This is a genomic window from Actinoplanes sp. NPDC026670, from assembly GCF_040638175.1.
Taxonomy (GTDB): Bacteria; Actinomycetota; Actinomycetes; order Mycobacteriales; family Micromonosporaceae; genus Actinoplanes.
Map to the genome: position 1 here is coordinate 1 of NZ_JBEZXU010000034.1, position 24,476 is coordinate 24,476.

19 protein-coding genes and 2 pseudogenes are annotated in these 24,476 nt (G+C 71.4%); 9 read left to right on the plus strand and 12 right to left on the minus strand.

From position 1 onward, the window contains the following. Positions 1-555: 555 nt before the first annotated feature. Both AB0E94_RS29595 and AB0E94_RS29600 read right to left on the minus strand, forming a co-directional pair. Positions 556-963, minus strand: a complete 408-nt coding sequence (locus AB0E94_RS29595; RefSeq protein WP_360332594.1) for an NUDIX domain-containing protein — start codon at positions 961-963, stop codon at positions 556-558. Continuing rightward, complete coding sequence (locus tag AB0E94_RS29600; protein WP_360332597.1) at positions 960-1,445, minus strand: NUDIX domain-containing protein; 486 nt, start codon at positions 1,443-1,445, stop codon at positions 960-962. Before AB0E94_RS29600 ends, AB0E94_RS29595 begins: the two co-directional genes overlap by 4 nt. 46 nt (positions 1,446-1,491) lie before the next feature. On the opposite strand from AB0E94_RS29600, the gene AB0E94_RS29605 reads away from it, so the two are divergent. Then, on the plus strand, positions 1,492-1,971 hold the full coding sequence (locus tag AB0E94_RS29605) for a signal peptidase I (protein ID WP_360332599.1): 480 nt from the start codon (positions 1,492-1,494) through the stop codon (positions 1,969-1,971). Here AB0E94_RS29605 and AB0E94_RS29610 read toward each other — a convergent pair. The 7 genes and pseudogenes from AB0E94_RS29610 to AB0E94_RS29640 form a co-directional block, all read right to left on the minus strand. Next, positions 1,937-2,716: an HAD-IIA family hydrolase gene (locus AB0E94_RS29610; protein ID WP_360332602.1), complete on the minus strand. Its 780-nt coding sequence runs from the start codon at positions 2,714-2,716 to the stop codon at positions 1,937-1,939. The genes AB0E94_RS29605 and AB0E94_RS29610 overlap by 35 nt on opposite strands. Next, the gene (locus AB0E94_RS29615; RefSeq protein ID WP_360332604.1) at positions 2,713-3,744 is read right to left on the minus strand and encodes a ferrochelatase; all 1,032 of its coding nucleotides are present in this window, start codon (positions 3,742-3,744) and stop codon (positions 2,713-2,715) included. Before AB0E94_RS29615 ends, AB0E94_RS29610 begins: the two co-directional genes overlap by 4 nt. Positions 3,745-3,764: 20 nt before the next feature. Further along, complete coding sequence (gene fabI / locus AB0E94_RS29620; RefSeq protein WP_360332607.1) at positions 3,765-4,532, minus strand: enoyl-ACP reductase FabI; 768 nt, start codon at positions 4,530-4,532, stop codon at positions 3,765-3,767. 34 nt (positions 4,533-4,566) lie between these two features. Beyond that, positions 4,567-5,271, minus strand: a complete 705-nt coding sequence (gene fabG, locus AB0E94_RS29625; protein ID WP_360332610.1) for a 3-oxoacyl-ACP reductase FabG — start codon at positions 5,269-5,271, stop codon at positions 4,567-4,569. A gap of 475 nt (positions 5,272-5,746) precedes the next feature. Beyond that, positions 5,747-6,697: a VWA domain-containing protein gene (locus tag AB0E94_RS29630; RefSeq protein ID WP_360332613.1), complete on the minus strand. Its 951-nt coding sequence runs from the start codon at positions 6,695-6,697 to the stop codon at positions 5,747-5,749. Beyond that, positions 6,694-7,707, minus strand: coding sequence for a DUF58 domain-containing protein (locus tag AB0E94_RS29635; protein ID WP_360332616.1), 1,014 nt, complete (start codon positions 7,705-7,707; stop codon positions 6,694-6,696). The genes AB0E94_RS29630 and AB0E94_RS29635 overlap by 4 nt, the downstream gene beginning before the upstream one ends. A 419-nt stretch (positions 7,708-8,126) precedes the next feature. Continuing rightward, positions 8,127-9,155: pseudogene (locus tag AB0E94_RS29640) on the minus strand (MoxR family ATPase); the annotation flags it as partial. 357 nt (positions 9,156-9,512) lie between these two features. On the opposite strand from AB0E94_RS29640, the gene AB0E94_RS29645 reads away from it, so the two are divergent. The 4 genes and pseudogenes from AB0E94_RS29645 to AB0E94_RS29660 all read left to right on the plus strand — a co-directional run bounded on the left by AB0E94_RS29645 (position 9,513) and on the right by AB0E94_RS29660 (position 12,475). Then, positions 9,513-9,734: a hypothetical protein gene (locus AB0E94_RS29645; RefSeq protein WP_360332618.1), complete on the plus strand. Its 222-nt coding sequence runs from the start codon at positions 9,513-9,515 to the stop codon at positions 9,732-9,734. Between the two features lie 9 nt (positions 9,735-9,743). Beyond that, a complete protein-coding gene (locus tag AB0E94_RS29650) occupies positions 9,744-10,259 on the plus strand; it encodes a PH domain-containing protein (RefSeq protein WP_360332621.1) in 516 nt (171 codons plus the stop codon). Positions 10,260-10,513: 254 nt separating this feature from the next. Continuing rightward, positions 10,514-11,764: pseudogene (locus AB0E94_RS29655) on the plus strand (PH domain-containing protein); the annotation flags it as partial. 318 nt (positions 11,765-12,082) lie between these two features. Beyond that, positions 12,083-12,475, plus strand: coding sequence for a hotdog domain-containing protein (locus AB0E94_RS29660; protein ID WP_360332623.1), 393 nt, complete (start codon positions 12,083-12,085; stop codon positions 12,473-12,475). Between the two features lie 906 nt (positions 12,476-13,381). Here the strand turns inward: AB0E94_RS29660 and AB0E94_RS29665 are convergent. Then, positions 13,382-14,389 (minus strand): carbohydrate kinase, encoded by a 1,008-nt coding sequence (locus AB0E94_RS29665; protein ID WP_360332626.1) that lies wholly within the window; start codon positions 14,387-14,389, stop codon positions 13,382-13,384. Positions 14,390-14,483: 94 nt separating this feature from the next. On the opposite strand from AB0E94_RS29665, the gene AB0E94_RS29670 reads away from it, so the two are divergent. From AB0E94_RS29670 to AB0E94_RS29685, 4 genes are all read left to right on the plus strand, one after another. Then, entirely contained in the window at positions 14,484-15,029 is a 546-nt protein-coding gene (locus AB0E94_RS29670; RefSeq protein WP_360332628.1) for a superoxide dismutase family protein, read from the plus strand. 80 nt (positions 15,030-15,109) lie between these two features. After that, entirely contained in the window at positions 15,110-16,579 is a 1,470-nt protein-coding gene (locus tag AB0E94_RS29675; RefSeq protein ID WP_360332631.1) for an aminopeptidase P family protein, read from the plus strand. A 21-nt stretch (positions 16,580-16,600) separates the two neighbouring features. Further along, positions 16,601-19,318: a BTAD domain-containing putative transcriptional regulator gene (locus AB0E94_RS29680; RefSeq protein WP_360332634.1), complete on the plus strand. Its 2,718-nt coding sequence runs from the start codon at positions 16,601-16,603 to the stop codon at positions 19,316-19,318. Positions 19,319-19,371: 53 nt separating this feature from the next. Then, positions 19,372-20,331, plus strand: coding sequence for an alpha/beta hydrolase (locus AB0E94_RS29685; protein ID WP_360332636.1), 960 nt, complete (start codon positions 19,372-19,374; stop codon positions 20,329-20,331). 82 nt (positions 20,332-20,413) lie between these two features. Here AB0E94_RS29685 and AB0E94_RS29690 read toward each other — a convergent pair whose 3' ends face one another. Beyond that, positions 20,414-20,944, minus strand: coding sequence for a hypothetical protein (locus AB0E94_RS29690; protein WP_360332639.1), 531 nt, complete (start codon positions 20,942-20,944; stop codon positions 20,414-20,416). A gap of 211 nt (positions 20,945-21,155) precedes the next feature. Continuing rightward, on the minus strand, positions 21,156-24,332 hold the full coding sequence (gene pulA / locus AB0E94_RS29695) for a pullulanase-type alpha-1,6-glucosidase (protein WP_360332863.1): 3,177 nt from the start codon (positions 24,330-24,332) through the stop codon (positions 21,156-21,158). Between the last annotated feature and the right edge of the window lie 144 nt (positions 24,333-24,476).

Sequence of the window (24,476 nt, forward strand, 5' to 3'; positions counted from 1 at the left end):
ACCGCCCCCGCGAAACCCTCAACTGGCGCACCCCCACCGAAAAACTCAACGAGTTCCTCACCAGCACCGATGCAACCACCCCTTGACTCCAAGCCGGCGAGAAGAAAGCTGCAAGGTCTCCCCGGCGCAGTAGACCTTGCACGACAAACCACGCCCAGACCTGAAGAACCATGCAAGATCGCCGCGAAGGTGGAGAACCGTGCAAGATCCACGAGGCCGAGCCGGACCAAATCCTCGGAGAACAGAACATTTCGGCCCGGTGTCCCGGTCGCATGCGTGACCGGTGCGACAGTCCGAAGGCCGGGGAGGCCCGGGCAGGCGCGCAATCACCGCACGGCATAGGGATTCACCGTGGACACGGCGAAGCCTTGAAGGAGCTTCCCCGTCTCGCGGAGCTTCACAAGATCAACAGGAGATCCGGGCTCGACGGCCACCACCGCCAGGTCCACGACCGGCGACGGGCTCCTCGTCGCGGCGGCAGTCTCTCAGCACCGGGTGTGGTGACCTGTGGTGTGGATCGGACCGTAGGTCGGCACGTGGGTTGGAGCGGTGTGGTCAGTCGATCTGGCCGGTCGACTGGAGTTCGTGCAGGACCAGGCGGATGGCGGGGGCGCAGCGGGCGGCGTCGGCCGAGGTGAACCAGGCCAGCTCGGCGATCTCGGCGGCCGGGTGTGGGGTTCCGGTGGCGTCGCCGGTGAAGCAGATCAGGTGGACCCGGGTGCCGGGCGGGCGGTTGTGGGCCGGCGCGTCGAACGTGGCGAACGGTCGCAACTCGGCCGGGTCGATGGTCAGGCCCACCTCTTCGAGGACCTCGCGGGCTGCGGCCTCGGCGTCCGACTCGCCCGGCTCGGGTTTGCCGCCGGGCAGGTAGAAGGCGTCCGAGCCGTTCGCGCGGACGGTGAGGACCCGCCGGTCCCGGACGTGCACCCAGGCCGCCGCCACGACCACGTCGACGGCCGTCATGCGAGCACGAACGGTTCGCCGGCCTCGAAACGGGCCAAGTGGTCGAGGGTCACCGGCACCGCCGCGGACAGGTCGCCGGGCAGCGCGTCGAGGGCGAAGAACCCGGCGTCAAGGGTCTCGTCGGTGACCCGGACGAGGTCACCAGACCACGAGTCGACCCGGACGGCCAGGGACACGTGCTGGTACGTCGCCCCGAACACATTGGTGTGCAGGTGCTCACCGGAATAGAGGGCGAACGGCGTGACGGTGTGCGCGGTGAGGCCGGTCTCCTCATACACCTCGCGGATCGCGCAGTCGCGCAGAGTCTGGCCGAGCTCCATGGTCCCGGCCGGCCACGACCAGCGGCCGTTGTCGTTGCGCTGGATCAGCAGGATCCGGCCCTCCGGGTCGCGGACCACGGCTCGGGCCCCGATCGTCATCAGGACCGGCTCGGCTCCGGTGATCGCCCGTAACTTCCCCAGGTACGACTCTTCCCACGGCACGGCAGAAGGCTACCGGGCTCAGGCTGGGAGGGTTTCGGCCGACCGGATGGGTGTGATCCGCGTGCTCCTGGCCGTGGCGGGGGTGCTGCTGGTCGGCGGCGCCGTCCCGGCCCGGTTCGGGTGGTCGTCGTCGGTGGTGATCTCCGGTTCGATGAGCCCCGTCGTCGAGGCGGGTGACGTCGTCGTCACTTCACCGGTGCCGGCGGACCGGCTGCGGGAAGGGCTGGTGATCCGGTTCCACGACCCGCGCCGGCCCGGACGGTACGTGCTGCACCGCATCGTCGGGACCACCGCGGACGGGCGACTCGTCACCAGAGGCGACGCGAACACGGTGGCCGACGCGGCCCCGGTGCCGAAGGGGACGGTCACCGGGGTGTGGCGTCTGCGGGTGCCCCGGCTCGGGCTGCCGGTGCTGTGGTGGATCGAGGGCCGGCACCTGTACCTGGTGCTGACGGCGCTGGCTCTGGCCGTACCCCCGTGGTGGTTGTGGTTTAGATCTCGTCGATCAGATCGGCGACCGAGTTGATGATGCGGGACGGCCGGTAGGGGTACGTCTCGCTCTCCAGCCGGCTGCTGATGCCGGTCAGCACCAGGATCGTCTCCAGCCCCGCCTCGAGACCGCAGAGGACGTCGGTGTCCATCCGGTCGCCGATCATCGCGGTGGTCTCGCTGTGCGCGCCGATCGCGTTGAGCGCCGAGCGCATCATCATCGGGTTGGGCTTGCCCACGAAGTACGGCTTCACGCCGGTCGCCTTGGAGATCATCGCCGCGACCGAGCCGGCCGCCGGGAGCAGGCCCTCGTTGGACGGCCCGGTGGCGTCCGGGTTGGTGCAGATGAACCGCGCGCCGCCGCTGATCAGCCGGATCGCCTTGGTGATCGCCTCGAAGCTGTACGTCCGGGTCTCGCCGAGGACCACATAGTCCGGCTCGAACTCGGTGAGGATGTAGCCGGCCGCGTGCATGGCCGTGGTCAGGCCGGCCTCGCCGATCACATACGCGGTGCCGCCGGGCCGCTGGTCGGCGAGGAACTGCGCGGTCGCCAGCGCGGCCGTCCAGATCGACTGCTCGTCCACGTCGAACCCCATCCGGTGCAGGCGGGCCTGCAGGTCGCGGGGCGTGTAGATGGAGTTGTTGGTGAGGATGAGGAACGGCTTGCCGCTCTCCTTCATCCTGTTGACGAACTCGGGTGCGCCCGGCACCGGCTCACCCTCGTGGACGAGAACACCGTCCATGTCGGTGAGCCAGCTCTCGATCGCCTTGCGCTCCTTCATCGGGGGGCTCCTCGTCGCACGGGGGTGGGACAACAATCGGCTTGGCACGTGTCCCAGGTCGGAAGCGTACCGAGAGCTGACCGGGATTGATCATCGGTCCGCTCCTGGACCAACTCGCGGACCAGGGACACGAAATCGGGGTGAACTCCGGGCGTCGCGGCCCGCGCGTAACCGAGGCCGAGCCGGGCCGCGGTGTCCTTCGCCTCGTTGTCGAGGTCCCAGATGACCTCGAGATGGTCGGAGACGAAGCCGATCGGGCTGACCACCACGTCGGTGACGCCCTTCTCGGCGAGGATCTCCAGGTGGTCGTTGATGTCCGGCTCCAGCCACGGGATCTGTGGCGGGCCGGAACGGCTCTGCCAGACCAGGTCGTAACCCAGGTCGGCGGCGGCCGCGGCGTGCACCAGACCGGCGGTCTCCTCCAGCTGGGCGTTGTAGCGGCCACCGGTCGGACCTGCTGCATTCGCCATGCTGACCGGAATTGAATGGGCCGTGAAAACCAGGCGAGTGGAGGCCCGGCGGGCCGGATCCAGTTTCGCCAGAGCCTCCTGCACGCCGGCCACGTGCGGGTTCACGAAACCCGGATGGTCGTGGAACTGCCGCAGTTTGGCAATCCGTGGCGCGCCGGCGCCTACATGCCGACGGGCCGCGTCGATGTCCTCCCAGTACTGCCGGCAGGACGAATACCCGCCGTACGCGCTGGTGGCGAACCCGAGCGCGTGCTCGACACCGTCGTCGCGCATCTGGGCCACGGTGTCGGCGAGCATCGGGTGCCAGTTGCGGTTGCCCCAGTAGGTGGGCAGCTCGATCCCGTACTCCTGAAACTCGGTCTTGATCGCCGAAAGGAGGTCACGGCACTGCTGGTTGATCGGGGACACCCCGCCGAAGTGCATGTAGTGCTCGTACACCTCGGCGAGGCGCTCATCCGGAACGCCCCGCCCGCGGACCACGTTCCGCAGGAAGGGCATCACGTCATCGGGTTTCTCGGGGCCGCCGAAGGAGAGCAGGACGAACGCGTCGTAAACCACCCGACCATCCTGCCACCGGGTCAGGCCCCGATCGCGTGGTAACCCCCGTCAACGTGCACAACCTCACCTGTGGTGGCCGGGAACCAGTCGGACAGCAGCGCGCAGATGGCCTTGCCGGCGGCGCTGGTGTCGTGCAGATCCCAGCCGAGCGGCGACCGCTCCGCCCACGCCTCCTCGAACTGCTCGAAGCCGGGGATCGACTTGGCGGCGATGGTGCGCAGCGGGCCGGCCGCCACCAGGTTGCTGCGGATGCCCTGCTTGCCCAGGTGCAGCGCGAGGTAGCGGGAGGCGGACTCGAGGCCGGCCTTGGCCACGCCCATCCAGTCGTAGACCGGCCAGGCGCTGGTCGCGTCGAAGGTCAGGCCGACGATGCTGCCGCCCGACGACATCAGCGGCAGGGCCGCCGTGGCCAGCGACTTGTACGAGTACGTGGAGACGTGGACAGCGGTGGCCACGTCCTCCCACGGCGCGTCCAGGAAGCCGCCGCCGAGGCAGGACGGCGGAGCGAAGCCGATCGAGTGGACCACGCCGTCCAGCCCGTCGACGTGCTCGCGGACCTTGTCGGCCAGCCCGGCGAGGTGTTCCGCGTTGGTCACGTCCAGTTCGATGACCGGCGCCGGCTCCGGCAGCCGCTTGGCGATCCGCTCGACCAGGGACAGGCGGCCGAAGCCGGTCAGCACGACCGTCGCCCCCTGCTCCTGGGCGATCTTCGCCGCCGAGAAGGCGATCGAGGCGTCGGTGATGACCCCCGTGATGAGCAGCCGTTTTCCGGCCAGCAGTCCAGACACTTTGATTACTCTCCTGAAAAAGTTTCCCGAGCTTTCAGTGGCCCATTCCGAGGCCACCGTCGACCGGCAGCACGGCGCCCGAGATGTAAGCCGCACTGTCGCTGGCCAGGAAGGTCACCGCCGCGGCGACCTCGTCGGTGGAGGCGAGACGCGCCGCCGGGACGGCCTTGATGATCTCGGCCTTGCGGGCGTCGGTCAGGACCGCGGTCATCTCCGTCTCGATGAAGCCGGGGGCCACCACGTTCGCGGTGATGTTGCGGCCGCCCAGCTCACGCGTGATGCTACGGGCCATGCCGACCAGGCCGGCCTTGCTCGCCGCGTAGTTCACCTGGCCGGGACCGCCGTACAGGCCGACCACCGACGAGATGAAGATGATCCGGCCCCACCGGGCGCGCAGCATCTTCATGCTCGCCCGCTTCGCCACCCGGAACGCGCCCGTCAGGTTGGTGTCGATGACCCGCTCGAACTGCTCGTCACTCATCCGTGGGAGCAGCGTGTCGTCGGTGATGCCGGCGTTCGCCACGACCACCTCGACCGGGCCGAGCTCGTTCTCCACGGTCGTGAACGCGGCGTCGACGGCGGCCGAGTCGGTGATGTCGCACTGCACGCCGAACAGGCCCTCGGGCGCGCCGGAACCACGGTGGGTGACGGCCACCCGGTCGCCCTGCTTCGCGAACGCACTCGCGATGGCCAGGCCGATGCCGCGGTTTCCTCCGGTCACCAGAACGGTGCGAGCCACAACACACTCCATTCGACAGGCGTTACTCACTCAGGGTCACTCAAGAGCGAGACTATCGGCCCGCCGTCCCACCTCGGAGGGACGGTCCCGCCGACTTACGGCCCGTTCAGTGCGGGGCCGATTTTCTTAAGTTGCGATTAAGGAGTACGCTCCCAACCGGTTCCCAGGCCCGACGAGCTGATGGAGGTGATCGCTGTGCGAGATAGCGATCCTCCTAGTCGTGGCCGGGACGCTCGTCAGCGTTTCTGACCGCTGACCAGACGACTCCCCATCTGCACGCCCACCGGCTTTCCGCCGGCCTTTTCGGCGTGCGATGGTTTCCGGCCGCGACCGACCACAGCGCCCTTTGCTCAGTCGCCAGCGGAAGACGGTTCAACCATGCGTAACTTCGTCGCGCCCCTCGGATTCACCCTGCTCTCGGCATGGGTCCTGGTGCTCTTCGTGCTCGCCCACAACACGCCCTGACCGGCACCGGTCAGGGCAGCCGGGACGTCCACAGCAGGCTCATCGCCGCCCCGGCCAGCCCCAGCAGCAGGCCGATCGCCGCATACCACTGCGTCACCTCACGTGGCTCGGTGCGATGCCCGATCGAACTGCCCATGTCCTCGTAGACCTGCTTCAGCTCGCTGACCGACGCCGCTTCGTAGAAGTAGCCCTTCGTCTGCTCGGCGAGGTCCTGCAACGACAACCTGTCGACGGGCACCCGCTGCACCGAGCCGCGGATGTCCACCACACCCGTGTCGGTGCCGAACGCGATCGTCGACACCGGCACGTTGGCCTGCACGGCGGCGGTCGCCGCGTCCTCGATCGACCGGCCCGACGTGCGGTAACCGTCCGAGAGCAGCACGATCCGGGCCGGTGGGGCGCCGTCCGCGCCGTCCGACGGCACCATCCGGATCGCGTCCAGCGAGGTGAACACCGCCTCACCCGTCGCGGTCGCCTCGGCCAGCGTCAGCCCGTCGATGGCGGAGATCACCGCGGACCGGTCCTTGGTCGGCGCGACCAGCACGTTCGCCGCCTTCGCAAAAGACACCAGACCCAGGTTGTACGTCGGGGGCAGCTCGCTGACGAACGCCTTCGCCGCCTCCTGTGCCGCCTCGATCCGGCTCGGCTCGACATCCTCGGCCTGCATCGACAGCGACACGTCGATGGCGAGCATCACAGTGGCCCGTTCCAGCGGTTCCTCGGTGTCCACCGACGGGCGGGCCGTCGCCGCCGCCAGCGCGCCCAGCATCAGCAGGAACGCGGCAGCCGACACGTGCTTACGCCAGCCCAGGCCCTTCGGCGCCAGCGTGCGCAGCAGGTCGACGTTGGTGAACCGCATCGCGTACTGCCGCTTGCGGAACTGCCGCCAGACGTACGCCCCGGCCATCGCCAGGACCGGCAGCAGGGTCAGCAGCCACCACGGCTCCAGGAAACGGATCATCGTGTGGTCCCTCGGGTACGGGCGTGGCGCGAAGCGGCCACGAAGCGGACCATGTCGAGCAGCCAGTCGGTGTCGGTGCGCAGCCGCAGATGGCTGGCGCCGGCCGCACGCAGCGCACGGGCGATCGCGGCACGCTGCCGGCCGGCCGCCTCGGCGTACCGATGGCGCAGTTTCGCATCGGACGTCTGCACCTCGTGCAGCGCCCCGGACTCCGGGTCGGCCAGAGTCAGCACGCCGACGTCCGGAAGCTCCAGCTCACGCGGGTCGACCACCTCGATCGCCAGCACGTCGTGCCGGACCCCCAGCTTCTTGACCGGCCGGGCCCAGTTGTCCACCGGCGCCAGGAAGTCGGAGATCACCACGGCCACGCCACGCCGCCGCGGCGGCCGGTTCAGCATGTCGATCAGCGCGCCCAGGTCGGCCCGCCCGGGTTTGATCTTCGTCCCGGCGATCGCCCGCAACAGGCCCTGCGCCTCCTTGCGGCCGGGCCGCGCCGGCAGGCGCAGAATCGGAGACCGATGCGTCGGCTCGGCCTGCGCGGCCGGCTTCCGGCGCCACCAGCTTCCGCCAGACCCCTTCTCCGGTACGCCGGACCCGGTGCCCACCACAGCCCCGATCCGGTTGCCGCCCCGGACGGTCAGATGAGCCATCGCCGTGGCGGCCGCGATCACCAGATCCCGTTTCAGCCACTTGGCGGTGCCGAAGTCGAGGCTCGCCGACAGGTCCACGGCCAGCCACGTCTCCAGCTCGCGGTCGGCCACCGTCCGGCGCACGTGCGGCATCGTGGTGCGGGCCGTCACCGGCCAGTCCATCCGGCGCACGTCGTCGCCCGGACGGTACTCCCGGGACTCGCCGGCCTCGGTGCCCGGACCGGGCAGCAGGCCCGCGTAGTCGCCCTGGAGCAGGCCGTCCAGTTTGCGGGTGATGAGTAGTTGCAGCCGGCCGAGGACGGCCTCGGCGCGGGCCGCCTCCTCCGGGGCGACGGGCATCGCGGCGCCCGGCGGGGTCATGACTGGCTCGGCCAGGCGCCGTTACCGCCCGGTTGCGGGGGCCGGCTGTCGAAGGTGGCCGCGGGGACGCCACTGGTCGGCTGCGCTCCCGCCGGGCCGGCGTTTCCGGCAGGTCCTGCCGGGCCGGGGTGGCCGGCTCCCGTCGCGCCTGCCCCCATCACACCCGCGCCGCCCACTCCCGCCGGGCCGCCCATTCCTGCTGGGCCGGCCATTCCTGCCGGGCCGCCCACTCCTGCTGGGCCGGCGACGAACTGGGCGGTGGGTGGCTGGCCGGAGGCGACCGGGGCCAGCGGGCCGGGAAGCGCCGGGACCGGCTGGCCGGGCTGCGGGAACGACGGCTGACCGGGCTGACCGAACCCGGCCGGCTGACCGGGCTGGCCGAACCCGGTGGGCGGGGTGGGCTGGCCGTTCGGTGAGCCCTGGCGCGACGACACCTGCGGCGGCGGGACCATCTGCATGATCCGGGCCACGATGTGGTCGGCCGGGATGTCGTCGGCCAGCGCGTCGTAGCTGAGCACGAGCCGGTGCCGCAGGATGTCCGGCGCGATGTCCTGCACGTCCTGCGGGAGCGCGTAGTCACGGCCGCGCAGCAGGGCCAGGGCGCGCGTGGCCCGGACGATGCCGAGCGAGGCGCGGGGGCTTGCGCCGTACTGAATGAGCTGGGCCACGTCGGGCATGCCGTGCTGGGCCGGGGCGCGGGTCGCCAGCACCAGGCGGACCGTGTAGTCGACCAGGGCGTTGTGGACGAACACCTGGTCGGCGCGGCTCTGCAGGGCCAGCAGGTCGGCCGGGGTGAAGATCTGCTTCGGCTCGGGGGCGCTCACCCCCATCCGGTAGACGATCTCCCGCTCCTCGGCGTCGGTCGGATAGCCGACCAGGATCTTCATCAGGAACCGGTCACGCTGCGCCTCGGGCAGTGGGTAGACACCCTCCTGCTCGATCGGGTTCTGCGTGGCCATCACCAGGAACGGGTCGGGCACGTCGTAGCTCTTGCCGCCGATCGACACCTGGTGCTCGGCCATCACCTCGAGCAGCGCCGACTGCACCTTGGCCGGAGCGCGGTTGATCTCGTCGGCCAGCAGGAAGTTGACGAACACCGGGCCCAGCTCGACGTCGAACTGCTCACTCGACTGCCGGTAGATCCGGGTGCCGACGATGTCCGACGGCACCAGGTCGGGGGTGAACTGCACCCGGGAGAACGTGCCGCCGACCACCTTGGCCAGAGTCTCCACCGCGAGGGTCTTGGCCACCCCGGGCACACCCTCCAGCAGGCAGTGACCGCGGGCCAGCAGCGCCACGAACATCCGCTCGACCATCCGGTCCTGGCCGACGATGACCCGCTTGACCTCGAACATCGCCCGCTCGAGCTGCGACGCGTCCTGCGCGGGCGGCACCGGCACGGCGGCGTCGGCGCTGGTCTCGGTATCGGGCGTGCTCGGCTGCGCCACCGGTCCTCCACAACTGTCGAGAAACGCCGGCTCTTCGACGCCGACGGTCAAGACTTACACGACAGACAACAGCACACGGCTGAGAGGTTCCTAAGAACCCCACGTCCGTACTGCACGGCAGCATAGGGAGCCGTGTCGTCATCCGGGCGTCATCATCGCCGGATCCGAATGTCTTCGCAGCCCAGAATGCCATGGGCCGAAAGTGTGGATCTTTCTGCGCGATCCGCCGGATCGGGCACCGTCACCGGGTACTCACGCGACCTTGGGAAGCGTGTAGCATTTGAATCGTCGCCGGGCGGCTTCCCCCGTGGCCGCCCGGCGCTCAAACTTCTTTCTCCCAGCCGTAGGGTCTATGGCATGGTCGAGGACTTTTCTCCGCAGTGCTCTTCCAAAGGCTGTCGTGCGGCCGCCGAGTGGCAGCTCCTGTGGAACAACCCGAAGATCCACACGCCGGACCGGCGGAAGACGTGGCTGGCCTGCGGCGAGCACCGGGCCACCCTGGGCTCCTTCCTCGACGCGCGTGGATTCCTGCGTGAGGTGACTCCCTTCGCCTCGTCGGACGGTGCGGTCGTCTCCTAGGCTCTAGTTGTGAGCGAGCCGTCCGCGCCTACCGTCGTCGATGCCCTCGAGCCCTGGCCCGGCACCGTCGCCTGGCGCCCGGTCTCCAGCCGGCTGATCATCGTCCATCTCATCGGCATCGCGATCTGGTCGGCGGTGCTGCTCGGCGGGCTGCTCGCCGGATACCTGATCGTCGAGGGCACGCCCTGGCTGGCCGGGATGGGCGCGGTGTTCGCCCTGGCCGCGTGGCGGGCCGTCATCGCCGCCCGCGCCGTCCGCGCCTGGGGTTACGCCGAGCGCGACAAGGACCTGCTCGTCCGGCACGGGCTGCTGGTCCGGCACCTGTCCATCGTGCCGTATGCGCGGATGCAGTACGTGGACGTCACCGCCGGGCCGCTGGAACGCGCGTTCGGGCTGGCCACCGTCCAGTTGCACACCGCCGCGGCGGCCAGCAACGCCCGGGTGCCGGGCCTGCCACCCGACGAGGCGTCCCGTCTCCGCGACCGGCTGACCGCCCTCGGCGAAGACCGGGCCGAGGGCCTGTGACCAGCGCCGGACTCCCCCATCCCCCGCAGGCCACCCCGGGCGATCCCGCCCCGGCCGGCCCCATCCCGACGGGCACCGGCGGTCAGCCACTGCCAGGGACGCCTGGATCGGAGGGCTTCTACTCTTCGGGCTTGCCCGGGGGCGCGAGTCAGCCTCTCTCGGACGGCGGGAACGCGGCTTCCGTACCATATGGGGGGTTTTCTGAGGGAGCGCCGGCCGGGACGGGATCGACGGACGGTGAGGCACGGCAGCGGTTGCATCCCCTCAGCCCGCTGCTCAAGGGCGCCAAAAGCATCGCGGTGATCATCGCGGCGCTGTCCTGGAACACGCTCGGGCAGGTCGGGGCGACCGACTTCGCGCTGATCGTGCTGGGGCTGGCCGTCGCCGTGGTGATCTTCTCGGCGATCGGCTGGTGGAACACGGGGTATCACGTGGTCGGGCGAGAGCTGCGGATCACCGAAGGGCTGATCTGGCGGCGCAACCGGGCCATTCCGCTCGACCGACTCCAGGCCGTCGAGGTGCGGCGGCCGCTGCTCGCCCAGCTCACCGGGCTCGCCGAACTGCGGCTCGAAGTGGTCGGCGGCGGCAAGACCGAGGCGCCGCTCGCCTATCTCACCGTCCGTGACGCCGGCACGCTGCGGGAACGGCTGCTGTCGCTGTCCGGGCGGGCGCCCGCCGTCGCCGCGCCCACACCCGGCGACACCGCCGCCGAGATTCCCCTCTACCGGGTACGCAACCAGGACCTTCTGATCAGCCAGTTGCTCACACCGCAGGCGTTCTTCCTGCCGTTCGGGGTCGCGTGGGTGATCACCCAGTTCGTGATGGAGGGGACCTGGACGTTCATCGGCATCGCCAGCACCGTCACCGCGATGGCCGGCGTGCTGCTGCAACCCATCCGGCGGGTGCTGCGCGACTGGGACTTCCGGCTGTTCCGCGGAGAACGGCTGGTCCTGCACTACGGGCTCACCGAGACCCGCAGCCAGGTCGTGCCGCCACACCGCGTGCAGACCGTCCGGGTCACCTGGCCCCTGCTGTGGCGGGCCAAACAGTGGCTGCGCCTGACCCTCGACATCGCCGGCGTCTCCGGCCCCGAACCCGGCGAGGACCACAGCTCCGACCGCCTCATGCCGGTCGGTGACCTGGCCGCCGCACGTGCGCTCGTCGCCGCCGCCCTGCCCGGCGTCGACCTGGCCGGGCTGGCCACGTCGCCGCCGCCCGCCCGGGCCAAATGGCTGCACCCGTTCGGGCTGCGGTTCTACGGGGCCGGGCTCGCCGACCAGGTGTTCGTCAGCCGGTCCGGGCGGCTCACCCGGGAGATGACCCTCGTGCCGTACGCGCGGTTGCAGAGCGTCCGGGTCGTCCAGGGGCCGTTGCAGCGGCGGCTCGGGCTCGCCACCGTCTACGCCGACACCGCCGGTGGGCGGGCCGGTGAAGCCCGCGACCGGGATCTGGCCGAGGCCTACGCGATCGCCGACCAGCTGGCGGCGCGGTCCCGGCAGGCTCGTGCTGTCCCGCAGGTGGTTGCTGGGGCCGGGGTGCCCGGGTCCGGTCCCGCGCTCGCGCCGCCGGCTCCCGGTTTCCCGCCGCCGGCGTCCGGATTCGCGCCGCCGGCGTCCGGATTCGCCACACCGGCTTCGGGCATTCCGACGCCTGGTTTCGTTCCCCCTGGCCCGAGCCACGCGGCGTCGGCACCTGGCGTCGGGGGTGATTCGTCCGGCTTCGGGGCGTCCGGGGTGGTACCTCCGGACGCGGGTGGGCGGCCGATCAGCGAACCCGACGACGAGACGTACTGGCAGCGGCCCGAACAGTCTTAAGCTTTGGCAATGGAGCTTCCGGAGTTCGCGCCCGGTCTCAGCGCCCGGGTCGAGTTGACGGTCACCGACGCCGACACCGCCCAGTCCATGGGCTCCGGTGACGTCCCGGTTCTCGGTACGCCCCGGCTGCTCGCCCTCGCCGAAGCCGCTACGGTCGCCGCCACCGCCCGGCAGATCCCGGGCGGCATCACCACGGTCAGCAGCCGGGCCGAAGTCGAACACCGGGCACCTTCTCCGGTCGGCCGCCGGGTCATCGCCCAGGCCACGCTGACCAAGGTGGACGGGCCGAAACTGCTGTTCGAGGTGACCGTCCACGACGGGGACACGCAGGTCGCGGAGGTACGCATCGAGCGGGTTCTGCTGGATCGGCAGCGGTTCATCGCGCGGGCCCTCGGCGACTGACCCACCCGACAAGCGCCCAGCCCGTCCCGGACCCGCGGGCGCGACCCGTCCACGACCCGTCACAGCTCGGCTCGGCTCGGCTCCACGCTCCGGTCGGCGCAACCTTGCCCGGACCGCACCGTCGGCCGATCTTGTGCGCCTTAGCGATCTTGCATGCCCGCCTCACTCTCGGCGGTCTTGCACGCTCCTCCACGCCCGCGGCGATCTTGCGTGTTTCCCCACGCTAGCGACACTTTTACACATTTCTCCATACTCGCGGCGAAATTGTTGTATTTCTCCGCACTAATGGAGAAGTTGTTACGTTTCTCCACACTCGCGGCAACCTTGCACGGCTGTTCACGCCCGCGACGATCTTGCACGCTTGTTCATGCTCGCGGCGATCTTGCACGGTTCTCCACGCTCGCGGCGATCTTGCATCGTTGTTCATGTCCCGGTGTGGTTTTCCTTGCAAGATCTACTTCTGGGCGAGGACCTTGCAGCTTTCTTCCCGTCGGGGCGTGGAGAAGGTTGCAAGATCGGCGCTGGGGTGCAAATTCGTGCAAGATCTGCCCCGGGCGGAGATTCGTGCAAGATCCGTGAGGGCTGCGGAAGCGGGCCGCGTTGATCGGAACACCGGAGCACCAGAACGCCAGGACATCGGAACGCCAGGGCACCAGAACGCCAGAACGTCGGAGCACCAGGACGCCAGGACGCCGGAGCGCCAAAACGCCAGAACATCGGAGCGCCGGAACGCCAGGGCTTCGGAGCTTCGGAGCGTCGCTCGAGTGGTGTTCCGGTTACTCGGCGTGTTGACGTGGCTTGGAGTGGGGTGGCGGTGAGCGGCGGCTACGCCCGTGAGGCGCCTTTCGGTCCTGGGACGGGCCTGCGTTGCGGTGTAGGCAGAGGGCTCTTCGTGGCCGTACCGAATCAGAGATCTCCCCAGCGGGCCCGCAAGTCGGACGGGGTCGGCATCGCGGTGGCGCCGCCCTGTCGTTCGCAGACGAGGCCGGCTACCGAGAGTGCGAAGCGGACGTGGCCGGACCAGGCGGTCAGGCCGGCGGGACGGCCTTCGGTGAGCAGGCGGCTGATCAGGGCGGCCATCACCGAATCGCCGGCGCCTGTCGCGTCGATCGCGCTGACCAGCGGCGCCGGGATGTCGGTGGCGCCGCCGGAGGTCGCCACGTGCGCGCCGCGGGAGCCGCAGGTGACCACGACCGCGCCCGCGCCGAGGGCGAGGATGCGGGCCGCGGCGGCGGCCGGATCGTGTTCGCGGTAGAGGGCGATCGCGTCGGCTGAGCTTAGTTTTACCAGGTCAGCGGTGGCGAAGAACTCTTCGGTGAGGTCGCGGAGGGCGTCCACGGCGGCGGCGTCCGGCAGCAGGGTGGGCCGCACGTTCGGATCGAAGACCCGCAGCGGCCCGGAGGCGGACACCCCAGCCGGAGAGGAGGCGGCGGAGGAGGCTGCGGCGGAGACGGAGGCAGAGGCTGGGGCAGCGGCGGACCAGGCGGCTCGGGCGGCGCTCAGGAACGGCTCGCGGAGCAGGCTGATCGAACCCGCGTACAGCACCGCCGCCCCCGCCACCGCCGGCAGGTCCAGGTCGGCCGGGGTGAGCAGGGCGTAGGACGGCGGCTCGCCGTAGAAGGTGAACGTCGGCTCGGCGCCGTCGAACGTGGTGACGGCGAGGGTGGTCGGCGCGGCGACGCGGCGGACGCCCTGGCCGTCGACGCCCGCGGCGTGCAGGAAGGCGGCCATCCGGTCGCCGAGGATGTCGGTGCTGAGGCTGCCGGCGAACCGGGCGTCGCCGCCGAGGCGCGCCACGCCGACGGCGACGTTGAGGGGCGCGCCGCCGATCGCCTGCCGGTAGACCTGTTCGCCGTCGACGTCCGCTTCGAGCAGGTCGATCAGCGCCTCGCCCATCACCATCGCGTAGCCCACGACGCCAGCCTCTCATCCCGCGGCGGGTGGTCCCAAGCGGGCCAGACCCAACCGATCAACAGGTTGATTTCCGGAGATTTGCGACAATCGGCAGATGAATCCGTTAATGCTGGCGATGGCGGCGCCGCTCCTGCTGACGCCCCCGCCCGTCACCGAGGGGACCTTCAAGACCTGGCGCGACGAAGCGCGCGCCGTCACCTACGACACGGCGGTGGTCCCGGCAGGCGCGCGGGCCACGGTCACGATCATTCAAAACCATGCCGGGGTACGGGTGAGCCTGCTCGCCACCGGGCTGAGGCCCGGCCGGCCGTACGGCGCCCACCTGCACACCAGCCCGTGCCAGAAGGATCCGGCCGCGGCCGGCCCGCACTACCAGAGCCGCCCCGACCCCGCCGCCGGACCAGGCAAGCCCTCGACCGACCCGGCCTACGCCAACCCGCGCAACGAGGTGTGGCTGGACTTCATCGCCGACCGCAACGGCGTCGGGCGGGCGGTGAGCGCGCAGGACTGGACGTTCGCCGCCGGCCGGCCGCCCCGCTCGCTGGTGCTGCACGCCGAGCACACGCACACCATGCCGGGTGAGGCGGGCACGGCCGGCGCCCGGCTGGCGTGCCTGACCCTGCCGGTCACCCCGTCTTGATCATGGCGGCCGGGCCCGGGCCTGCCGGGCCCGGAGCTTCGGCGGTAACGTCGGGGGCACCGAGAACGGAGGCACCCCACATGGCCGAGAACAGCGGCACCCAGCCCGCGCCGAAGACGGAGTCACACGATCCCGACTTCCCCGAGGCGTTCCTGAGCTTCATGCGCCAGGGCTGGCGGGAGGATCCGCTGGCCGTGTCGCCCCTGCCCGAGGTGCCCAACTACGCGAAGCGCCGCAACGCGCTCTCTGAGGCCTTCCCCGGTGAGACGCTGATCATCCCGAGTGGCAACGAGAAGGTGCGTGCCAACGACACCGACTACCACTTCCGGCCGGGCAGCGACTTCTTCTATCTGACCGGCGACCGCGACCCGGACAGTGTGCTCGTGCTGCACCCGAGCGGGTCGGGGCACGACGCGGTGCTGTATACGCGGCAGCGCAACTCGAAGGACACCGACCGGTTCTTCCGGGACCGCAACGGCGAGCTGTGGGTGGGCCGGACGCACACGCTCTCGGAGAAGTCGACCGAGCTGGGGCTGACCGCGGCGCCGCTGGGCGACCTGGGCGCGGCGCTGGCCGGTTCGGCGCCGGGCCGCACCCGGGTGCTGCGCGGCCTCGACCCGAACGTGGACCGGGCGGTGCTGGCGTACGAGCCGGACCGGGCGAAGCCGCGCGACCGGGCGCTGGCCGCGGTGATCTCCGAGCTGAAACTGGTCAAGGACGAGTGGGAGATCGCCCAGCTCCAGGCCGCGATCGACGCCACCGTGCGCGGCTTCGAGGACGTGGCCCGGATCCTGCCGGCCGACCGGAGCGTCAAGGAGCGGCTGCTGGAGGGTGTGTTCGGGCTGCGGGCCCGGCACGACGGCAACGACGTCGGCTACACCTCGATCGTGGGCGCCGGCCCGCACGCGACGATCCTGCACTGGGTCCGCAACACGGGTGTGACGACGCCCGGCGACCTGCTGCTGATGGACATGGGGGTCGAGGGCGACAACCTCTACACCGCCGACGTGACCCGGACGGTTCCGGTCAACGGCACGTTCACGCCGCTGCAGCGGCAGGTCTACGACATCGTGTACGCGTCACAGCAGGCCGGCATGGACGCGATCAAGCCGGGTGTGGTCTTCCGGGACGTGCACAAGGTCTGCATGCGGGTGCTCGCCGAGGGCCTGCACGACCTGGGCCTGCTGCCGGTGAGCGTGGACGAGGCGATGGCCGACGACAGCACGGTCTACCGGCGGTGGACGCTGCACGGCTTCGGGCACATGCTCGGCATCGACGTGCACGACTGTTCGGCGGCGCGCAACGAGACGTACCGGGAGGGTCAGCTCAAGGAGGGCTACGTGCTGACCGTCGAGCCGGGCCTCTACTTCCAGCCGGAGGACGAGCTGGTCCCGGCGGAGCTGCGCGGTCTCGGCGTCCGGATCGAGGACGACGTGCTGGTCACCGCGGACGGCTGCCGCAACCTGTCGGCCGGTCTGCCGCGCGCCTCGGGTGAGGTCGAGCAGTGGCTCGCGTCGCAGCGGGAGGCCGGTCCTCGCCTGCCCGGCTGACCATCCGGCAGGATCAGGGGCATGAGCACCACCGGGCCCGCCGTTCGACTGCGTTCCTACGGCGGGCTCCGCATGTGGCGTTCCGGCGCCGAGGTCGACATCGGGGCGCCCCGGCTGCGGATCCTGCTGGCGGCGCTGCTCGCGGCCCGCGGCGGCACGGTCGGGGTGGACACCCTGATCGAGCTGATCTGGGGCGCCGAGCCGTCGCCCAGCGCGGTCAATCAGCTGCACCGGCTGGTCGGGCAGGCCCGGCGGCTGTTCGAGCCGGAGCTGGCCAGCCGGGCCACCGGGGGCTGGGTGTTCCCGGCCGGGCAGGGGTACCGTCTGGTCACCGGCGCGGACAGCTGCGACCTGATGGCGGTGCGCGCGCTGCTGGACACGCCCGGGGCGGTCCGTCAGGCGCTGGAGCTCGTCCAGGAGCCGGTGTTCGCCGGGCTGGACGCCGAGGTGCTCACCCATCCGGCCTTCGTGGCCCTGGAACAGGAGCGGATCCAGATCGCGGTGGACGCCGCCGACCTGGCCGAGCCGCGGCTTCTGCCCCTGCTCCAGCGGATCGCCTCGTCGGCGCCGCTGCACGAGCCGCTCCAGGCCCGGCTGATCCGCCTGATGACGTCGGCGGGCCGCCGGGCCGAGGCGCTCGTGCACTTCGACACGACCCGCCGCCTGCTCGCCGACGAGCTGGGCGCCGACCCGGGCGCCGAGCTGCGGGCCGCCCACCTGGCCGCGCTCACCGACGACGAGCCTTCACTGGAACGCCGGCCGGCGCAGCTGCCGCGCCGGGTGGCCGGTTTCGTCGACCGCGGCGAGCTGCCCGACCCGGGCACCGGCATCGCGGTGCTCAGTGGCATGGGCGGCATCGGCAAGACGGCTCTCGCGGTGGACTGGGCGCACCGGCTGGCACCCCGGTACCCGGACGGGCAGCTCTACCTCAACCTGCGCGGCTTCGACCCGAGCGGCCGGGTGGTGATCCCGTCCGACGCGCTGGCCACGCTCCTCGAGTCGATCGGCGTCTCTCCCGCCGAACTGCCGGACGATGTCGACGCCCGCTCCGCCCGGTTCCGCTCAGCGGTCGCCGACCGGCGCATGATCATCCTGCTGGACAACGCCCGCGACTCCGACCAGGTGCGCCCGCTGCTACCCGGCGCATCAGGCTGCCTGGTGCTGGTGACCAGCCGCAACCGGCTCGCCGGCCTGGTGGCGCACGAGGGCGCCCGCGCCGTCCCGGTCGGCCGGCTCAGTGACGCCGGCGCCCGGGAACTGCTTGCGAGACGGGTCGGTGCTCCCCGGCTGGCCGCCGAGCCGGCCGCGGCCACCGACCTCGTCCGATTCTGTGCCGGCCTGCCTCTGGCGCTGTCGATCACCGCAGCCCACGCGGCGGTCCGGCCCGGCCTCAAACTCGCCGACCTGGTCGACGAGCTGACCTCACAGGCCCGGCTGGACGCCCTCACCACCGGCGAAACCCACGATGACGTACGGTCCGCGCTGTCCTGGTCCTATCTGGCGCTCAGCCCGGCCGCGGCCCGGCTGTTCCGGTTGATCTCGGTGCACTCCGGGCCGGAGATCCCGGTCGAGGCGGCGGCCAGCATCACCGGGACAGGTCCGGCCGTGCGGGCGGCGCTCGCCGAGCTCAGCGCGGCCAACATGATCACCGAAGCCGGCCGGCAGCGGTACACCCTGCACGACCTCCTCCGGGCGTACGCCGGAGAGCTCCTCGGCGACGAGCGTGGCCCTGCGGTCGCCCGCTTGGTCGAGCACTGTCTGCGCGACGCCCGGGCGGCGTACCTGGCGTTCGGCCGGCCCGAGATCGCCCCGATCGGCCCCGCCTCGCCGGGCATGACGGCCACCCCGATGGGCTCCCTCGACGACGCTCTGCGCTGGTACACCCGGGAGCAGGCCGCGCTCGCCTGCATCATCGACCTGGCGCTGCTGCACGGCCACCACCGGGCGGCGGTGCTCACCGTGCTGTACCTGCGGGCGGTCCGGTCGGCCCGGCTGGAGCCGTACGCCGACTCCCGCGAACAGACCATGCGGGTCCTGGCCGTGGTCGGCGGCCTCGGCGAGCCGGTGCTGGAGGCGGCCCTGCTGCGGGAGGCCGCGCTCGCCGAGCGCCGCACTGATCCGGCTGTCGCGCAGATGCTGCTGCGCCGGGCGCTGGACATCGCGGACCGGGCGAACGACGTGATCGGCCAGGCACACCTCCAGCGCAATCTGGGGTTGATGGTGGCCGACCAGGACCCGGGCCAGGCCCTCGTCCTCCTCCGGCAGTCGGTGCGGGCGGCCCGGCTGACCGGGGAACCGACGGTTCTCGTGTACTGCGTCGACGCGCTCGCCCGGACCCTCCAGGAGGACGGTCAGCTGGACGAGTCCGTGGCACTCGCCCGGGAGGCGTTCGACATCGCCGCCGCCACCGGCCTCTCCGACCTCCGGAGCAACGCGGCGACCCGGCTCGCCGAGATCTCGCTGCTGATGGGTGATCACCGGCAGGCCGCCGCGATGGCACGGTGGGCGGCCGAGCACATGTCGCCCGGCGAGATCCACATGCGGCTCCCGGCGTACGCCTTCCTCGCCGAGGCCAGCGACCACCTGGGCGACCACGAACAGGCGCGGGCCGCGTGTGACGTCTTCCGGGAGCTGATGCGGCGGCACGGTCCGGCCTACCGGCAGGCTCTCGGCAGTGCGGAGGTGGACCGGTTCGTCGCCACCGTGGACCGGATCACGAGTGCATCGGAAATGCACTGATCACGCACTGAACTCGGGTTGGCTGATCCTCGACCGATCTCCAGGAGGATCCGATGAGCTACCCGAAGCCCGTGCTCGAACCGGCCGCGCAGGCCTTCGTCGAGGCGACCGCGAACCCGCCGTACCTGTTCGACCTGGGCCCCGAGGAGGGCCGCAAGGCCGTCGAGTCGGTGCAGGACGGCGCCGGAGTCGAGACGCCGGCCGCCGACGTCCAGGACCTGACGTTCGCCGGCGGCCCGACCGGTGAGGTGAAGGTGCGTGTCCTGCGGCCGGCCGGGGTGACCGGGCCGCTGCCGGTGCTGATCTACACGCACGGCGCCGGCTGGGTCTTCGGCGACGCGAACACCCACGACCGGCTGGTCCGGGAGCTGACCGTACGGGCGAACGCCGCCACCGTCTTCGTCGAGTACGACCGTTCCCCCGAGGCCCGCTACCCGGTCGCGATCGAGCAGGTCTACGCCACGCTGGAGTGGGTGGCCACGCACGGCGCCCAGCACGGGCTGGACGCCACCCGCATCGCGGTCGCCGGTGACTCGGTCGGCGGCAACATGACCGCCGCCCTGACCATCCTGGCCAAGCAGCGGTCCGGCCCGGCGATCAGCGCGCAGCTGCTGTACTACCCGGTGACCGACGCGAGCTTCGACACCGACTCGTACCACCAGTTCGCCGAGGGCTACTTCCTGCGCCGCGACGGCATGCAGTGGTTCTGGGACCAGTACACGACCGACGAGGCGGAGCGGGCGCAGATCACCGCGTCGCCGCTGCGGGCCACCACCGAGGACCTGGCCGGGCTGCCGAAGGCGCTGGTCATCGTGGCCGAGGCGGATGTGCTGCGGGACGAGGGCGAGGCGTACGCGGCCAAGCTGCGCACCGCCGGAGTGGACGTCACCGCCGTCCGCTACCAGGGCATCGTCCACGACTTCGTGCTGCTCAACGCGCTCAAGGACACGCACGCCGCGAAGGCCGCCACCCGTCAGGGCGGCGACTTCCTGCGGGATGCCCTGCACCCCTGATCCCGCCCGGGGCGCGGCGCGCCTTCGAGGGCCGGCCGGGGCGCGGCGTGACACGCTGTGCCCCGGAGGAGGCCCGGCCCGGTCAGGATGCCGGTTTGTACTCCGTCACGTTCCAGCACTCGGCGGCGGCCGGATCGTCCTCGACGTTGATCTTCACCTGGACCGGGTGGCCGTCGGTGGTGTCGAACTTCGTCTCCACGGTGGCGCCGTCCTCACCGGCGGTCGCCGCCATGGCCAGCAGCTCGCCGAGTGTCGGCACGTCGATCTCCTCGCCCTGCTGGCCCTCGGTGACCGGGCCGAGATCCACCTCGGCCGACGTGGACGGCACCACGGACTCTGCGCCGACCCGTTCGGCGGCGCTCAGCACACCGTCCTTGACGGTCGCCCGGTACTCGCCGATCGCCGCCGCCTCGCACCCGCGGGTCAGCGTGAAGCTGTAGGCGGCCGGCTCGGTCCAGGCCGGCGCCGACGCGGCGGCGGCCGGTGAGCTGGGGTCCTCGACGACCGGTTTCTTCTCGTCTCCCGACGAGGTGCAGCCACCGATGAGCCCGGCCAACACCAACGCGCACAGGGCACGCTCTACCCGCACCACGACCTCCGCTCGACGCCTCACGCGGCGCAATGTAGCGCAGCCACGCCCGCCCCAGCGGCCAGGGGGATGCCGGCGCGGCGGCCGCCGCGCCCGGACACCGGCGCTTCTGGAAACGGCCGCCGCGCCCCGCACGACAGCGTCTCCGAAAGCGCCGCCGCGCCCCGCACGACGGCGTCCCTGAAAGCGCCGCCGCGCCTCGCACGACAGCGTCTCTGGAGCGCGGCCACCGCGGTCAGGCGATGTCGGCGACGAACACGGCGGTCGAGCGGGCGGGCACGCCGGACGGGGTCGCGGTCCGCAGCACCGGATCGGCCGAGCCGGTCAGCTCCGGGTGCAGCCGCAAGCCGTCCGGGCCGGGGATCGCCGGATGGACCCACCCGTCGGTGGCGTTGAACACCACGACCACGCGGGCCCACCGGGGGTCGAGGCCGGTGCCGTCCAGGCACATCACGATCACGCCCGGCTGCTCCGACCCGCCGCCCGGCGCGAACGACAGCCGCCGCTGCACCTCCTCGGCGGTGGGCAGCCCGAAGACCGGCGACGACCGGCGGATCCGCAGCAGCTCCCGGTAGCGCTCGGCGGCCAGCTCGATCACGTCGGGCGCCGGGACCAGCGACGGGTCACCGAGCAGCGGCCGAGACCAGTCCCATTTGTCGCCGTTGTCGGACTCCGGTGGCAGGCCCACCCCGAACCCGTTGCCGAGCGCCGGATCCCAGCGGATCTGGTTGAACCAGTCACCCGAGTTGTACGAGTTACGGTCCAGCGACTTGGACCGCAGCCGCTCGGTGCCGAGCGCGACGAAACCCGCGCCCTGGCTCAGCACCACCAGCGACAGCGCCAGGACCTGCATGCGGGCCCGGTCGATCTGGGAGATGCCGGCCGGCAGCTTGAACGCCATCGCGTCATACAGGATCTCGTTGTCATGGGCGTCCACATAGTTGACCGCCTCGCCCGGATCGTGGGCGTAACCGGCCGGTGAGCCGTTGTAGCCGATCTGCGCGCCGCTGCGCTCGACGTCGTCGTGCGCCCGGAACCGGTAGGTGGCCAGTGCCCCGGACAGGCCCACCTTGACCTGGTCGTGCAGCCACAGTGGAACCGCCGAGCCGAGCCCGGTCGCGAAGCCGCGCACCGCCGGGTCGTCGCCGAACGCCCCGCCACCGCGGATCGCGTCGCGCAGCCTGTCGTTGAACGTGCCGACGCCGGTGCCGGCCATGTTGACCTGGGTGGCCTGGACGAACCGGGCGTCGTAGGCCACCTCGCCGAAATTCCACCCCTCGCCGTAGAGCGCGATGTCCGGCCGGACCTGTTCCAGCGCCTCCCGCGCGGCCAGGACGTTGGCCCGTGGGTGGTGGCCCATCAGATCGAACCGGAAGCCGTCGATCCGATACTCCCGGGCCCAGGTGACCAGCGAGTCGACCACGAGCCGGCCCATCATGGTGTGCTCGGTGGCCGTGTTCGGGCAGCAGCTCGACTCGGCGACGCTGCCGTCGGCGAGCAGCCGGTGGTAGTAGCCGGGGACGATCCGGTCGAGCACGCTGAACCGGTCGAGCCCGTCGCCCATGGTGTGGTTGTAGACGACGTCGAGGACCACCCGCAGCCCGGCCGCGTGCAGTGCCGCCACCGCCGCGCGCATCTGGGTGATCCGGGGCGCGCCGGCCGGGTCGGTGGCGTAGCTGCCCTCCGGCGTCGTCCAGTGCCAGGGGTCGTAACCCCAGTTGAAGCCGTCGGAGTCGGCCACCGCCATGACGGCCCGCTGCTGCTCCGGCGAGTCGGGCGGGAACGACGCCAGGTCACAGAGCGGCGCCGCCTGGTCGGCGCGCCGGTCGGGCACGGTGGCGAAGTCGTTGACCGGCAGCAGGTGCACGTGGGTGAGCCCGGCCTCGGCCAGCGAGCGCAGGTGACGCATCCCGGCCGACTCGTGGTGGGTGAACGCCAGGTAGGTGCCGCGCTCGCCGGGCGGGACGGTGGTGTCGGCGATCGAGAAGTCGCGGACCGAGACCTCGGTGATCTGCATCCGGGCCGGCGCCACCGCCTCCGGCGCGGCGGACCCGGCCCAGCCCGGCGGGGCGAGCTCCGGGTCGGACAGGTCGACGAGCTGGCTGTGGGTGGAGTCGGTGGCCAGCGACACCGAATACGGGTCGGTGACGCTGGTGGTGACGATCCGCTGGGCGGCCGGCTGCCACACCTGGACGCGGAATCTATACCACCTGTTGATCCACTTGCGCTTGCCGGCGACCGACCAGACGCCTGTCGTGTCGTCGCGCTCCATCGGCAGCACCCGCGGCTCCTCGCCGGGCTCGCGGAACAGCTCCAGCTCCACGGTGCGGGCGGTGGGCGCCCACACCGACAGGCGCGGCCGCTCCGGGTCGTCGAGCACCGGGCCCAGCTCGGCGCCGGCGGCGTCCGCATACAGATCGTCGAGCACGCCCTGCAACTGCACGGCGGTGACCGCGACCACCTCGCCCGCGCCGTCACGGCCGGTGACCAGGATCTGGTCGCGCAGCATCGCACCGAGCGTCGCGTCGCCGAGCTCACGCACCGCGAAGGCGCGATAGGCCCGGAGGTGCGGGAAGCGGCGGCTCTGCGCCTGGAACAGGCCGCCGGGCCGGGGCACGAGCGGTAGCGACCCGAGGGTGAAGCTCGCGGCCCGGGACGCGAACCACTCGGGCAGCGCCACGGTGCCCCGGTCGATGAAGACGGCGTGCGCCCGGGCCGGGTCGAGCTCGGGGCCATGCGTCCCGACGTCGGGCCGGACCGGCTGGACGGAACCGGCGACCAGCCACGCCTCGCGGGCCACGGTGAGGTCGAGGCGCTGGTCGTCGGGCAGATCCTTCTCCTCGCCGCGGTGCAGCACGTAGCGCAGGCCGACGGCGTCGGGCCGGACCCGCACCTCGAAGACGGCGCCGAACGCGTCGTAGCGGGTGGGCATGTGCGGCCGGCCCCACCTGGTCTTCTCGGTGACCGGGACGCCCTCCCAGGCGTGCAGTCCCCACCCCGCGTAGTCGCCGGCCGGACGCCGGTAGTGGATCACCACGGTCTCGGCGGGCGGCTCGGGCAGGGCCGGCGGGGTGTACGAGACACGCCTGTCGCCGGCCGTGACCCAGATCTCACTGCCCTCACTCAGCGTGACCCAGCGGTCGATCTCGACGTCTTTGCCGCCCTGTCGGCTGAGCACCAGGAAGCCGATCTCCTGAGCATCCTCGGCGATGCGCACCCAGGCGAAGCGGCCCCATGCGTCCTCCCCGGCGAACGGCACGCCGTCGGGATAGAGCGGGTCGGCGCCGGGCGCGAGATCACCCCAGGCGTGCAGGATCCAGTCGGCGTAGTCGCCGTCGGGCCGCTGGTAGTGCACGATCAGCCACTGCGGCCTGGTCCTGGAAGAAGCCGGGGCGCCCGCAATGATCTCCATCGTCGTCACCGGCACATCATCCCAGCGGGATACGACATTTTCCGGGTCTCTCGACTACAGGCTGCGAGGATCGTCGCGTGGGACCCGCCTTGCAGCGGCTAGCAAGACGGACGTACGGTTTACCGAAGACGCACAACCGAGAGT

What these genes read in the sequence shown, in the direction of transcription:
- AB0E94_RS29595 (WP_360332594.1), bottom strand. Translation starts at nt 963, where the DNA reads ATGACGGCCGTCGACGTGGTCGTGGCGGCGGCCTGGGTGCACGTCCGG.
- AB0E94_RS29605 (WP_360332599.1), top strand. Translation starts at nt 1,492, where the DNA reads ATGGGTGTGATCCGCGTGCTCCTGGCCGTGGCGGGGGTGCTGCTGGTC.
- AB0E94_RS29610 (WP_360332602.1), bottom strand. Translation starts at nt 2,716, where the DNA reads ATGAAGGAGCGCAAGGCGATCGAGAGCTGGCTCACCGACATGGACGGT.
- AB0E94_RS29630 (WP_360332613.1), bottom strand. Translation starts at nt 6,697, where the DNA reads ATGATCCGTTTCCTGGAGCCGTGGTGGCTGCTGACCCTGCTGCCGGTC.
- AB0E94_RS29635 (WP_360332616.1), bottom strand. Translation starts at nt 7,707, where the DNA reads ATGACCCCGCCGGGCGCCGCGATGCCCGTCGCCCCGGAGGAGGCGGCC.
- AB0E94_RS29645 (WP_360332618.1), top strand. Translation starts at nt 9,513, where the DNA reads ATGGTCGAGGACTTTTCTCCGCAGTGCTCTTCCAAAGGCTGTCGTGCG.
- AB0E94_RS29660 (WP_360332623.1), top strand. Translation starts at nt 12,083, where the DNA reads ATGGAGCTTCCGGAGTTCGCGCCCGGTCTCAGCGCCCGGGTCGAGTTG.
- AB0E94_RS29670 (WP_360332628.1), top strand. Translation starts at nt 14,484, where the DNA reads ATGAATCCGTTAATGCTGGCGATGGCGGCGCCGCTCCTGCTGACGCCC.
- AB0E94_RS29675 (WP_360332631.1), top strand. Translation starts at nt 15,110, where the DNA reads ATGGCCGAGAACAGCGGCACCCAGCCCGCGCCGAAGACGGAGTCACAC.
- AB0E94_RS29680 (WP_360332634.1), top strand. Translation starts at nt 16,601, where the DNA reads ATGAGCACCACCGGGCCCGCCGTTCGACTGCGTTCCTACGGCGGGCTC.
- AB0E94_RS29685 (WP_360332636.1), top strand. Translation starts at nt 19,372, where the DNA reads ATGAGCTACCCGAAGCCCGTGCTCGAACCGGCCGCGCAGGCCTTCGTC.
- pulA (WP_360332863.1), bottom strand. Translation starts at nt 24,332, where the DNA reads ATGGAGATCATTGCGGGCGCCCCGGCTTCTTCCAGGACCAGGCCGCAG.